The organism is Actinoplanes auranticolor, from assembly GCF_018332655.1.
In the GTDB taxonomy this organism is placed as follows: domain Bacteria; phylum Actinomycetota; class Actinomycetes; order Mycobacteriales; family Micromonosporaceae; genus Actinoplanes; species Actinoplanes auranticolor.
This window is the reverse complement of record NZ_BOQL01000068.1, coordinates 57,019-69,646: the sequence shown is the minus strand read 5'-3', so window position 1 is coordinate 69,646 and position 12,628 is coordinate 57,019. Positions and strand designations below refer to the sequence as shown.

The 12,628-nt window shown below is 71.2% G+C and carries 12 protein-coding genes and 1 pseudogene; 9 read left to right on the top strand and 4 right to left on the bottom strand.

The window, feature by feature from the left end; translation table 11 throughout:
• Window positions 1-210 precede the first annotated feature (210 nt).
• The 3 genes from Aau02nite_RS38500 to gap are packed head-to-tail and all read right to left on the bottom strand — an operon-like array spanning window position 211 to window position 2,298.
• Window positions 211-624, bottom strand: coding sequence for an adenine nucleotide alpha hydrolase family protein (locus tag Aau02nite_RS38500; RefSeq protein ID WP_212993581.1), 414 nt, complete (start codon window positions 622-624; stop codon window positions 211-213).
• A 16-nt stretch (window positions 625-640) separates the two neighbouring features.
• Entirely contained in the window at window positions 641-1,255 is a 615-nt protein-coding gene (locus tag Aau02nite_RS38495) for a CBS domain-containing protein (RefSeq protein WP_246595766.1), read from the bottom strand.
• Between the two features lie 23 nt (window positions 1,256-1,278).
• Complete coding sequence (gene gap, locus Aau02nite_RS38490; RefSeq protein WP_212993579.1) at window positions 1,279-2,298, bottom strand: type I glyceraldehyde-3-phosphate dehydrogenase; 1,020 nt, start codon at window positions 2,296-2,298, stop codon at window positions 1,279-1,281.
• A 274-nt stretch (window positions 2,299-2,572) separates the two neighbouring features.
• On the opposite strand from gap, the gene Aau02nite_RS38485 reads away from it, so the two are divergent.
• From Aau02nite_RS38485 to pflA, 8 genes are all read left to right on the top strand, one after another.
• A complete protein-coding gene (locus tag Aau02nite_RS38485; protein ID WP_212993578.1) occupies window positions 2,573-3,412 on the top strand; it encodes a universal stress protein in 840 nt (279 codons plus the stop codon).
• 32 nt (window positions 3,413-3,444) lie between these two features.
• Window positions 3,445-3,666, top strand: a complete 222-nt coding sequence (locus tag Aau02nite_RS38480; RefSeq protein WP_212993577.1) for a hypothetical protein — start codon at window positions 3,445-3,447, stop codon at window positions 3,664-3,666.
• A complete protein-coding gene (locus Aau02nite_RS38475) occupies window positions 3,663-3,902 on the top strand; it encodes a PLDc N-terminal domain-containing protein (RefSeq protein WP_246595765.1) in 240 nt (79 codons plus the stop codon). Before Aau02nite_RS38480 ends, Aau02nite_RS38475 begins: the two co-directional genes overlap by 4 nt.
• Before the next feature lie 107 nt (window positions 3,903-4,009).
• Window positions 4,010-6,673 carry a pyruvate, phosphate dikinase gene (gene ppdK, locus Aau02nite_RS38470; RefSeq protein WP_212993576.1) on the top strand — a complete coding sequence of 888 codons (2,664 nt, stop codon included), beginning with the start codon at window positions 4,010-4,012 and terminating at the stop codon, window positions 6,671-6,673.
• A 12-nt stretch (window positions 6,674-6,685) separates the two neighbouring features.
• A complete protein-coding gene (locus tag Aau02nite_RS38465) occupies window positions 6,686-7,051 on the top strand; it encodes a hypothetical protein (protein WP_212993575.1) in 366 nt (121 codons plus the stop codon).
• A 91-nt stretch (window positions 7,052-7,142) separates the two neighbouring features.
• Entirely contained in the window at window positions 7,143-8,153 is a 1,011-nt protein-coding gene (locus Aau02nite_RS38460; RefSeq protein ID WP_212993574.1) for a zinc-dependent alcohol dehydrogenase, read from the top strand.
• A 133-nt stretch (window positions 8,154-8,286) separates the two neighbouring features.
• Window positions 8,287-10,527, top strand: a complete 2,241-nt coding sequence (pflB, locus tag Aau02nite_RS38455; RefSeq protein ID WP_212993573.1) for a formate C-acetyltransferase — start codon at window positions 8,287-8,289, stop codon at window positions 10,525-10,527.
• Window positions 10,524-11,273: a pyruvate formate-lyase-activating protein gene (gene pflA, locus Aau02nite_RS38450; protein WP_212993572.1), complete on the top strand. Its 750-nt coding sequence runs from the start codon at window positions 10,524-10,526 to the stop codon at window positions 11,271-11,273. The genes pflB and pflA overlap by 4 nt, the downstream gene beginning before the upstream one ends.
• Window positions 11,274-11,277: 4 nt before the next feature.
• Here the strand turns inward: pflA and Aau02nite_RS38445 are convergent, their stop codons facing one another.
• Window positions 11,278-11,922, bottom strand: coding sequence for a response regulator (locus tag Aau02nite_RS38445; protein ID WP_212993571.1), 645 nt, complete (start codon window positions 11,920-11,922; stop codon window positions 11,278-11,280).
• Window positions 11,923-12,065: 143 nt separating this feature from the next.
• On the opposite strand from Aau02nite_RS38445, the pseudogene Aau02nite_RS38440 reads away from it, so the two are divergent.
• Window positions 12,066-12,575 (top strand): annotated as a pseudogene (locus tag Aau02nite_RS38440) (cation-translocating P-type ATPase C-terminal domain-containing protein).
• The last annotated feature ends 53 nt before the right edge of the window (window positions 12,576-12,628 follow it).

The window sequence follows — 12,628 nt, the reverse complement described above, 5'->3', positions numbered from 1 at the left end:
CGGCCCTGGTCCCACGTGCTGCTCCCGGACGATGCTCACTTGTCAAGGGCTGCCGAGAGGAGAACCAGGAACTCTCCGACGCCGGCCTCCCGCCGTCGGCAGTGCGCTATGGCTGCACGCCGACGGCGAGCCACTCGGCGACACCGTCCGAGCGCTGGTGGGGCCGCACGGCGTGCCCGCTCGCCGTACTTCCCGCCGGCCAGGACGCCGTCAAACGGCGGCCGCGCTGGAGACCGTGGTGTCGCCGGCGACGACGAGAGGGCAGTGGGCCCGGTGGGCCAGGGCGTCGACCACGGCGGCGGCGGCCGGATCCGCGGGGTGCTGAACGACCAGCAGGCCACAGCCGTGCGAGGCGGCGGCGATGACCACCGCCGGATCGAGGCCACGGCGGACCGTGGTGGTGACCGGAACCTCGGGATACTTCTCGGCCCAACGCTGCACCAGGTCGCACTGACGCACGCTGTCTTCCCGCGGAACTGCGCCGGTCAGTACCGCGATCAGCTCCACGCCACGGTGGTCGGCCTCGGCGAAGGCGTACCGCAGTGCCTCTTCGGCCGCGGTGCCGTGCACGCCGAGCAGGACGGGGCCGACCGGCACGGCCGGCCCCGTGACGTCTCGTGTCACAGCTCCTCCCCTCAGCTCACGATGCCGTCGTTTCCCTGATCGGCGCGGTCTCCTCGACCGTCACGGCGCTCACTCCGGGCACAGTGCGGGCGAGGACGGTCACGACGGCACGCTGGGTGTCGTTGGCGAACTCGCCGGTGATGGTGGCGATGCCGCCGTCAACTGTGGCCGTCCAGATGTGCGCGCCGTCGGCGTACTCGTCGAGCCGGTGCTGAACGTCGTGGGTGAGGACGTCGTCGCCGCGGACCATCGTCCGCAGGATGTCGCGCCGGCTGATGATGCCGACGACCTCGCGGCCCTTGACGACCGGCATGCTGCGCACGTCGCGCCGCAGCATCACGTCGGCCACCTCGGCCACGTCGAGGTCCGGCGTGGCCGTGAACGGGTTCTTGGCCATCACCTCCACGACCGTGCCGGGCCGGCGCTGCGGCGCCAGGTCCAGGTCTCGGCGAAGGTGGGCCGTCGTATCGACGGGCACCCGGTTCCACAGCAGGTCCCCCTCGCTGACCATGCCGACGAGGAATCCCTGCGCGTCCACCACCGGCAGGGCGGTGACCGCCTTGGCGGTCATCAGCTCCGCGGCGCTCTCGATCGGTGCGTTCTGCCAGACCACGTGAACCGGACTGGTCATGATGTCCTTCGCGCGCACGGTCCTCACCTCCGCTCGGCGAGCAGCTTGGTCAGGTCGACGAGCCGGTTGGTGTAGCCCCACTCGTTGTCGTACCAGCCGAAGACCTTGACCATCCGGCCGCTCGCCTGGGTGAGCCCGGCGTCGAACACGCAGGAGGCCGGGTCGCCGACGATGTCCGTGGAGACGATCGGGGCCTGGGTGTAGCGGATGATGCCGTGCATCGGCCCGCCGACCGCCGCGGCCCGCTCGACCGCCTCGTTCACCTGCGCCACGGTCACCTCGGTGCCCAGCTGGAGCGTCAGGTCGCTGATCGATCCGTCGACGACCGGGACGCGCAGCGCGACGCCGTCGAGCCGGCCGGCCAACTCCGGCAGGACCAGGCCCACGGCCTTCGCGGCCCCGGTGCTGGTCGGGATGATGTTCACGCCCGCGGCGCGGGCCCGGCGGGGATCCTTGTGCGGCGCGTCGAGGATGTTCTGGTCGTTGGTGTACGCGTGCACGGTCGTCAGGAAGCCGCGCTCCAGGCCGAACGCCTCGTGCAGCACCTTCACCAGCGGCGCGACGCAGTTGGTCGTGCAGGAGGCCCCGGAGACGATCTGGTGCCGCACCGGGTCGTAGGTGTCCGCGTTCACCCCCGGCACCAGGGTGGCGTCGACGCCCTTGCCCGGCGAGGAGATCAGCACCCGCGAGGCTCCGGCCTTGAGGTGAAGGGCGGCGTCGTCCCGGGTGCGCAACTTGCCGGTCGACTCGATGACCAGGTCGACGCCGAGGTCGGCCCACGGCAGCTGGTCGGGTGAACGCTGCGAGAAGACGGGGATCGTGTGCCAGCCGACGTTCAGAGCGTCGTCGGTGTAGCTCACACCCTCGCCGAGGCGGCCGAACGTCGAGTCGTACTCGAGCAGGTGGGCCAGGGTGCCGGTGTCGTACAGGTCGTTGATCGCGACCACCTGGAAGCCCGCGTTCGACAGGTCCTTGTCCAGCAGGGCCCGCAGATAGTTGCGGCCGATCCGGCCGAATCCGTTGATGGCGATGCGGTAGCTCATGGTTGCCTCCAGGCTTGTCGTCTGCTTCAGCCTCTCCTCAGGCGCGCGGCGATTGGCAGGGTCCAAAGGCCCTAGAGGAAGGGTGCTGCGGCCCGGGTGTGGACGCCCTGACCTACGCCGGCCACACCTGGGGCCTGGGACGCAGGTGGGCGAAGCTGCCCTTCGTCCAGCGCCACCGCTGGCTGATCTGACCCCCCGGGCCGGCCCGCAGGCAGCGGCACCCCCGGCCGGGCGGCTATCAGCGCCGAGCTCAGGAAGAGGACAGGGAGTCGTCATGAACACCGAGGAACTCGTGGTCGTCGGCACAGACGGGTCGCAACACGCACAGGCCGCCGTGCGATGGGCGGCCGGGGAAGCACAACGCCGCGGCGCCACCCTCGAAGTGGTGAACGCCTTCCAGCAGGTCTGGGGCACCGAACGGGAGTCGCCGGGCGGGAGTCTTCTCGAGGTGGGCCACAGCCGGGCCGCCGAGATCCTGTCCGACGCCGAACTGACGGCTCACGACGTGGCCGGCGAGGTGCCCGTACGGACTGTGGCCAGTGTGGGCCATCCGCTGGACATCTTGCTGAAGGCAGCGGCCGACGCCACGGTCGTGGTGGTAGGCAGCCGTGGCCTCGGCGGCTTCGCGAGCTTGCTGCTCGGCTCCGTCGGCCAGGGAGTCGCCATGCACGCACCGTGTCCCACGGTCGTGGTCCGGGGACGCACGACGACTGATCGCGGCCCCGTCGTGGTCGGTGTGGCGCAGTCGCCGGAGGCCCCGGCCGCCCTCGGGCCGGCCTTCGCGGAAGCCGCTACCCGGGGGTGCGCGCTGCTGGCCGTCAGGACGTACCAGACGCCGGTGCCGCCGTGGAGTCCCGACCTGCTGCCCTCGGTGCAGCCGACCGAGGAACAGGAAGCGGCCGAGCGTACGCAGCTACGAGATCTTCTCGCTCCGTGGCAGGAGAAGTATCCCGAGGTGCCGGTCGGAACCCTGGTGTCACGCGACGACGCGGCCGGCCTGCTGATCGAGATGTCGCACACCGCCCAGCTGGTGGTCGTCGGCAATCGCGGCCGGGGCAGCGTAGCGGGCACCCCTGCTGGGCTCCGTCGGCCTGAGTGCCCGTCCGGAAACTGAGGCTGTCAATGCGACGACGCCGCGTTCTGGCCATGGACATCGAACACCTCGGTGCCACCGGGCTCTCACAGGCGTTCCTCGACTGGTCCGATGCCGACGCGTCCATCGCCGCCGCGATGTCGGCCGACGCGGGTCCGTGGCCGCAGGCCCGGCAGATCATCACCGACCGGGTCCCGGACCGTTCCGCGGAGCAGGCCCTGGCCGTCATCACCGGGTCACCGGAACAACGAATCGAGGCAGGAGGCAAGCAATGACCAGGAAATCGTGGAGCGAACTGTCGCGGTGGCAACAGGTGGCGACGGCGGTGCTGGCACCGGTCGAGGTGGCGCTGACCACCGCGGCCGTGATCGACCTGGCCCGCCGCCCGGCCGGGCAGATCCATGGGCCGAAGGCCCTGTGGTGGCCGTTGGTCCTGATCCAGCCGGTCGGTCCGGCCGCCTACCTGACCTGGGCGAGGCACCGCCAGGACGGGGCCGGCGGCCGCCGGTAGCCGATGACCGGGGTCCTCCTCCGGGCCCTCCGGCCCTGTTGGCCGGGTCCTGCCGGGCGGTACCACCAGAAGGAAGACGAACGCACGAGTGAATGAGGGTGAGCCGGATGGCCACGTACGTGTACGACTTCGCGGAGGGCAACAAGGACCTCAAGGACCTGCTCGGCGGCAAGGGCGCCAATCTCGCGGAGATGACCCGGATGGGACTGCCGGTGCCGCCCGGCTTCACGATCACCACCGAGGCCTGCCGCGCCTATCTGCGGACGGGATCGGTACCGGCCGGGCTGTTCGCCGAGGTGCAGGAGCATCTGCATCTTGTCGAGGCACGGATGCAGAAGAACCTCGGGGACCCGCGGGATCCGCTGCTGCTGTCGGTGCGCTCGGGCGGCAAGTTCTCGATGCCCGGCATGATGGAGACGATCCTGGACATCGGCCTGACCGACTCCAGCGTGGTCGGCCTGGCCGCGCAGAGCGGCGACGAACGGTTCGCCTGGGACTCGTACCGCCGGCTCATCCAGATGTTCGGCAGGACCGTGTTCGGCGTGCCCGGCGAGGAGTTCGAGTCCGAGCTCGCGGCCGTCCGGGCCGGGGCGGGCGCTGCGTCCGACGCCGAGCTCCCGGTGGCCCAGCTGCAGGACCTGGTGCAGGCGTACAAGAAGGTCTTCCACGCCCACACCGGCCGGGACTTCCCGCAGGCGCCGCACGAGCAGCTGTTCCTGGCCATCACGTCGGTCTTTCAGTCCTGGAACGCCGAGCGTGCCGTGCTGTACCGCCGGCAGGAGCGCATCCCGCAGGATCTCGGCACTGCGGTCAACGTGATGGCGATGGTCTTCGGAAACCGGGGGCCGGACTCCGGCACCGGCGTCGCCTTCACCCGTGACCCGGCCACCGGCCGGCGCGGCGCCTACGGCGACTACCTGTCCAACGCCCAGGGTGAGGACGTGGTCGCCGGCATCCGCAACACTGTCGGCCTGCACGAGCTCGCGAAGCTCGATCCGCCCAGCTACCGGCAGCTGCTGTCCGTCATGGAGCGGCTGGAGCAGCGCTACCGCGACCTGTGCGACATCGAGTTCACCATCGAGCGCGGCAAACTGTGGATGCTGCAGACCCGGGTGGGCAAGCGGACGGCCGCCGCCGCGTTCGTCATCGCCGCCCAGCTCGTCGACGAGGGCACCATCACGCTCGACGAGGCACTGCAGCGGGTCTCCGGTGAGCAGCTGGCGCAGCTGATGTTCCCCAGCTTCGACACGTCCGCCGCGCCGACACCGCTGACCACGGGTGTTCCGGCCTCGCCCGGTGCGGCGGTCGGCGCGATCGTCTTCGACTCCGCGCACGCGGCCGCCGCCGACCGCCCGGTGATCCTGGTGCGGCCGGAGACCAACCCCGACGACCTGCCCGGCATGATCGCCGCTCAGGGCATCCTGACCAGCCGGGGCGGCAAGACGTCGCACGCGGCCGTGGTCGCCCGCGGTATGGGCAAGACCTGCGTCTGCGGGGCCGACGAGCTGCGCATCGACCTGGCGACAGAGACGGTCACGGTGAACGGCACGGTGCTGCACGCCGGCGATGTGCTGTCGCTGGACGGCACCACCGGCCGGGTGTATCTCGGCGCCGTGCCCGTGCACCCCTCCCCGGTCGTCCGGTACTTCGAGGGTGAGCTCGCCCCCGCGAACGACCCGCTGCTGGCGGCGGTCCAGCGGCTGATGACGCACGCCGACCACGTCCGGCGTCTCGGGGTGCACGCGAACGCCGACACCGGGGCGGACGCCGCCCGGGCCCGCCGGTTCGGGGCGAGCGGCGTCGGGCTGTGCCGCACCGAGCACATGTTCCTCGGCGAGCGGCGCGAGCTGGTGGAGCGGCTGATCGTGGCCGACGACGACACCGAGCGGGACGCGGCCCTGACCGCTCTGCTCCCACTGCAACGAGCCGACTTCGTCGAGCTGTTCGAGGCGATGGACGGCCTGCCGGTCACCGTGCGGCTCATCGACCCGCCGCTGCACGAATTCCTGCCGGCGCTCGAGGACCTGACCGCTCGCGTCGCCCGTGCCGAGGCGCTGGGACTGGACCCCGGCCACGACGCCGTACTGCTGGCGGCCGTGCGCCGGATGCACGAGGCCAACCCGATGCTCGGCCTGCGCGGGGTGCGGCTGGGCCTGGTCATCCCGGGTCTGTTCGCGATGCAGGTGCGGGCGATCGCCGAGGCGGCGGCGCTGCGCGTGGCCGCCGGCGGCGACCCCCGGCCCGAGATCATGGTTCCGCTGGTCGGCGCGGTGCAGGAGCTGGAGACCGTACGGACGGAAGCCGAGTCGGTGCTGCACAGCATCGACGGCATCCCGCGGATCCGGATCGGTACGATGATCGAGGTGCCCCGGGCCGCCCTGACCGCCGGCGAGATCGCGCACGCGGCGGAGTTCTTCTCCTTCGGCACCAACGACCTGACCCAGATGACCTGGGGCTTCTCCCGCGACGACGTGGAAGGCGCCTTCTTCGGCCGCTACCTCGCACTCGGCATCTTCGCCGCGTCGCCGTTCGAGACGATCGACAGCGGCGGGGTCGGCGAGCTGGTCCGGATCGCCGTCGAGCGGGGCCGCGCGGCCCGGCCCGACCTGACGGTCGGTGTCTGTGGCGAGCACGGCGGCGATCCCGCTTCCGTCCGGTTCTTCCACCGGGCCGGGCTCGACTACGTGTCCTGCTCGCCGTTCCGCGTCCCCGTCGCCCGGCTGGAGGCGGGTCGCGCCGCTTGCACGGCGGCGACCTCCGACAGCAGATAAGGAGTCGTTGTCATGATCACCTCCATCGACGGCCGGACCACTGTGGCACTACCGGCCCCCGTCACCGTGCTGCCCGTGGTCGACGGCGAACGACCGGTCGGCGCCTGGGTCGTCGGTCCCGGCGGCGCTGCCTTCCGGCCCGTCGTCGACGTGACCCGGCTGGCCGGCACGGTGCTGGCCGCCGTCGGCGCCGCGACCGTGGCCGTCGCCGTGGTGGCCGCGGCCGGCCGTCGGCGGCCGGAGATCGGCGCGGTCACCATGGGCCCGGGCGGCTGGGTCAGCATCAAGCGCACCGCGCTTCCCCCGCTGCGTTCCGCAGCCCCGCGGCCCTGGTGGGCCCGGGTACTCAGGGCCCGTCGCCTCGTGCCGCAGAGCTGACTCAGGTCCTGTCGTGGCAGGGTCCATCGGCCCTGCCACGGACGGCTCCCGGCGGCGAGACTCGAAGCAAGATCAAAGGAAGGAATACGTCATGCGCGCAGCGGTTGTCACCGGCTTCGACCAGGCCCTCGAAGTCAAGGATGTGCCCACGCCGGAGCCGGCGGCCGGTCAGGTGCGGGTCCGGATCGAGGCCAGCGGCCTCTGCCACACCGACATCCACGCCGCCCGCGGCGACTGGCCGGTGAAGCCCACGCCGCCGTTCATCCCCGGCCACGAAGGCGTCGGCATCGTGGAGCAGCTGGGCGCGGATGTCACCGCGCATGCCATCGGCGACCGCGTCGCCATCCCGTGGCTGGGACACGCGTGCGGGACCTGCGAGTACTGCGTCACCGGCTGGGAGACGCTGTGCGAGGCACAGCTCAACACCGGCTACGCCGTCGACGGCGGGCACGCCGAGTATGCCGTGGCCGACGCGCGCTACGTGGTGGCGGTGCCCACCGGTATCGACCCGGCCGAGGCTGCCCCGCTGACCTGCGCCGGCGTGACCACGTACAAGGCGATCAAGGTCGGTGGGGTGACGCCCGGGGACCGGGTGGCAATCTTCGGCATCGGCGGGCTGGGGCACCTGGCCCTGCAGTACGCTCAGATCTTCGGCGGGGAGACCATCGCCGTGGACGTGACCGAGGAGAAACTCGCGCTGGCCAAGAGCCTGGGCGCGGCGCATGTGGTCAACGCCGCCACCACCGATCCGGTCGCCGCCATCGAGGCGCTGGGCGGGGCGGACGTGGCCGTGGTGCTCGCGGCCGACCCGCGGGTCATCGAGCAGGCCCACGCGTCGCTGCGCCGCGGCGGCCGGCTGGTGCTGGTGTCGCTGCCCAAGGACAACGCGATGTCGCTGCCGATCTTCCAGACCGTGCTGAAGGGCATCCGGGTGATCGGCTCGATCGTCGGGACCCGCGCCGACCTGGCGGAGGTGTTCCGGCTGCACGCCGCCGGGCGCACCCAGGTGCTCTACGAGGCCCGCCGGCTCGACGACATCAACGCCTCGATCGGGGACGTCCTGGCCAGCCGGGTCCCCGCCCGGCTGGTGCTGATGCCGTAACCGGCTTCACCCCAGGGTCGACGACACGTCGCGCCCGCACCGGAGGTCCCGGGAGGCCCAGCCTCTCGGGACCTCCGGCCCTGACCGGCGGAGTGGTCATCGGCAAGGCTGAGAAGTGACACGAGGAGGAGTCATGGTGCGGGAACACAAAGATGCCTGGCGCGGATTCACGGGGACGACCTGGCGCGACACGATCGATGTCGGCGGGTTCATCCACGACAACGTCACGCCCTACACCGGCGACGCGGCATTCCTGACCGGACCGACGCCCCGCACCGGACGGCTCTGGCGGGAACTGCAGCGCATGTTCGTCGAGGAGCGCAAGCGCGGCATCTACGACGTCGACACCCACACCCCGTCGACCATCACCGCCCACGTGCCCGGCTACATCGACCGCTCCCACGAGCTGATCGTCGGGCTGCAGACCAGTGCACCGCTGCGGCGGGCCATCATGCCCGCCGGCGGCCTGCGGATGGTCGAGGCCGGGCTCAAAGCCTACGGGTACGCACTGGACCCGGCGGTGCACGCCATCTACTCCCGGTACCGCAAGACCCACAACGACGGGGTCTTCGACGCGTACCCGGCGGATGTGCTGGCGGCGCGGCGTTCGCACATCATCACCGGGCTGCCCGACGCGTACGGCCGGGGCCGGATCATCGGCGACTACCGCCGGGTCGCCCTCTATGGTGTCGACCACCTCATCGCCGAACGCCGCGAGCGCAAGGCGACCCTCGACGACCGGCTGTCCAGCGAGGACGTGATCCGCGACCGCGAGGAGCTGGCCGAGCAGATCCGCGCCCTCGACGAGCTCAAGACCATGGCCGCCGCGTACGGCTCCGACATCTCCGGCCCCGCAACGACCGGCCGCGAGGCGATCCAGTGGCTGTACTTCGCCTATCTGGGCGCGACCAAGGAGCAGAACGGCGCGGCCATGTCGCTGGGCCGCACCTCGACCTTCGTGGACATCTTCCTGCAGCGCGACCTCGACGAGGGCACCCTCACCGAGTCCGCCGCGCAGGAGCTGATCGACGACTTCGTGATCAAGCTGCGGATCATCCGCTTCCTGCGGACCCCGGAGTACGACCAGCTGTTCTCCGGCGACCCGACCTGGGTGACCGAGGCCATCGGTGGCACCGGCGCCGACGGCCGACCGCTGGTGACCCGCAGCAGCTTCCGCTACCTGCAGACCCTGTACAACCTGGGGCCCGCGCCGGAGCCGAACCTGACCGTGCTGTGGTCGCCGGCCCTGCCCGAGGGTTTCAAGAAGTTCTGCGCCCAGGTCTCCATCGACACCAGCTCCATCCAGTACGAGAACGACGACCTGATCCGGCCCGACTACAGCGACGACACGGCGATCGCCTGCTGCGTGTCGGCCATGCGGGTCGGCAAGGACATGCAGTTCTTCGGCGCGCGGGCCAACCTGGCCAAGACCCTGCTGTACGCGATCAACGGCGGCCGCGACGAGATCACCGGCGACCGGATCGCACCGGCGAGCCCGCCCGTCACCGGCGACGTCCTCGACTACGACGAGGTGCTCACCGCCTTCGACCGGACCCTGGACTGGCTGGCCGAGACGTACGTGGACGCGCTCAACGTCATCCACTACATGCACGACAAGTACGCGTACGAGCGCCTGGAGATGGCGTTGCACGACTATCCGGTGCACCGCTTCCTGGCGACCGGCATCGCCGGGCTCTCGGTGGCCGCCGACAGCCTCTCCGCGATCAAGTACGCGCAGGTCAAGGCGCTGCGGGACACGTCCGGCCTGGTCGTGGACTACGCCGTCGACGGCGACTTCCCGACCTTCGGCAACAACGACGACCGCGCCGACGCCATCGCCGTCGACCTGGTGGAACGGTTCATGGCGAAGATCGGCCGCCAGCCGGCCTACCGGGACGCCGAGCCCAGCCTGTCGGTGCTGACCATCACGTCGAACGTCGTGTACGGCAAGCACACCGGCAACACCCCGGACGGCCGGCGCACCGGCGAGCCGTTCGCGCCGGGCGCCAACCCGATGAACGGCCGGGACCGCCACGGCCTGGTCGCCGCTGCGCTGTCGGTGGCGAAGCTGCCGTACCGGTGCGCCCGCGACGGCATCTCGCTGACCACGACCGTGACCCCCGACGGCCTCGGGCACTCCCGCGACGAGCGGATCGCCAACCTGGCCGGGGTGCTCGACGGCTACACCGACGCGGGCGGCTTCCACCTCAACGTCAACGTCCTCGACCGGGCGACCCTGGAGGACGCCATGGCCCACCCGGAGAAGTACCCGCAGCTCACCATCCGGGTGTCCGGCTACGCGGTCAACTTCGTCCGGCTGACCCGCGAGCAGCAGCACGACGTCATCTCCCGGACCTTCCACGGCTCGCTATGACCACCACGGCCGCGCCCCTGACCGGCTCCGTCCACTCCTTCGACGTCTCGACCGGAGTGGACGGGCCCGGCACCCGCTTCGTCGCGTTCCTGGCGGGCTGCCCGCTGCGCTGCCAGTACTGCCACAGCCCGGACACCTGGTACCAGCGCAACGGCGAGCCGACCACCGTCGACGAGCTCGTCACGCAGATCCGCCGTTACGAGCGGTTCATCAAGGTCGCCGGCGGCGGTGTCACGCTCAGCGGCGGCGAGCCGTTGCAGCAGCCGGGTTTCGTCCGTTCTGTGCTGGCCCGGTGCAAGGAGCTCGGCCTGCACACCGCCCTGGACACCAGCGGCTTCTACGGCGACCGGGCCGACGACGCCCTGCTGGACTCCGTCGACCTGGTGCTGCTCGACATCAAGTCGGGCAACGAGGACACCTATCGCGAGGTCACCGGGACCGGCCGGCTGGAACCGACGATCCGCTTCGCGCAGCGCCTGGCCGAGCGCGGCATCCCGATCTGGGTACGCTTCGTGCTCGTGCCGGGACTCACCGACGACCCGGCGAACGTCGACGCGGTCGCGGACATCGTGGCCGGGGTACCGAGCGTCGAACGGGTCGAGGTGCTGCCGTTCCACCGCCTCGGCGCGGCCAAGTACGCGGCGCTCGGCCTCGACTTCCCGCTCGCGGACACCGAGCCGCCCGGCGCCGAGCTCCTCGACCGGGTTCGTGGCCAGTTCCGCGCCCGCGGCCTGGCGGTGTACTGACGCCTCAGGGGTGCGGATGCTCGCGCAGCAGCCGGGTGGCGAGCACAGCGGCTTGGGTACGCCGCTCCAGGCCGAGCTTGGCGAGCAGGCTGGAGACGTAGTTCTTGACGGTCTTCTCCGCCAGGAACATCCGGCCGGCGATCTCGCGGTTGGTCAGCCCTTCGGCCACGTACTCGAGGATCCTGCGTTCCTGGTCGGTCAGGGACGCCAGCTCGCGGGGCTGTTCGACGCCGTGACGGATGCGTTCGAGCACCCGCTGGGTCACCACCGGATCCAGCAGCGACTGCCCGGCCGCGACCCGGCGGATGCCGTCGACCAGGTCGGTGCCGCGGATCTGCTTGAGCACGTAACCGGCGGCGCCGGCCATGATCGCGGCGAACAGCGCCTCGTCGTCCTCGTACGAGGTCAGGATCAGACCCTTGATCGACGAGTCCACGGCCCGTACATCGCGGCACACGTCGATCCCGCTGCCGTCGGGCAACCGGGCATCGAGGATCGCCACGTCCGGCCGCAGCGCCGGGATGCGCCGGGTCGCCTCCTGGGCGGAACCGGACTCGCCCACCACCTCGATGTCGCCGGCGGCCTGGAGCAGGTCGACGAGGCCACGGCGGACGACCTCATGGTCGTCGAGGAGAAAGACACGAATCATGCCTCACTTCATACTCACCCGCGCGCCGCGCGCCAAGGGCGGGGTCGCCTTTCCCCCGGAGACCCGGTCACCCGGGTCCAACGGCCCTGCTGTTGTGGGCATGATCCGCGCAGCCTGGAGATGCGGCGCCCGACGATGCCCCGCTGCTGCCCGGGCAATTGCTGTGGGTCAACCTGTTGACGCACGGCATCCCCGGGGTAGCGATGGGAGCCGAGCCCGCCGAGGCCGGCGTGCTGCGCCGCCGCCCGCGGTCACCGCAGGAGTCGGTCCTCGGCGACGGGTTGCTGCGCAGCGTCCTGATCGGTGGTCTGTGCGTCGCGGCCGTCGTCCTGGCGGCCGGTGTGACGGCACACCAGCTCGACCGGCCGTGGCAGTAGGTCATGTTCGTGGTGCTCGGGCTGGCTCAGCTGGGCGTCGCCCTGGCCGTGCGGGCCACCTCGGAACCCGGCACCCAACGTAACTGGTCACTGCTGGGTGCGGTGGCACTGTCGGCGGTCCTGCAGATCGCCGGTGTGCTCCTCGGGCCGCTGCAGACCCTGCTCGGCACCGCGTCCCTGACCCTGGTGGAGCTGTCGGCCTGCGCGGCCGTCGCGCTGGTGCCGGGGGTGGCGTTGCGCCTCAGCCGCCGCCGGGGCGCCCCAGCGACCCTCTGACACGTGACTTACGGCCCTGACCCGCGGGCATCGACGGATACGACGATGAGGGC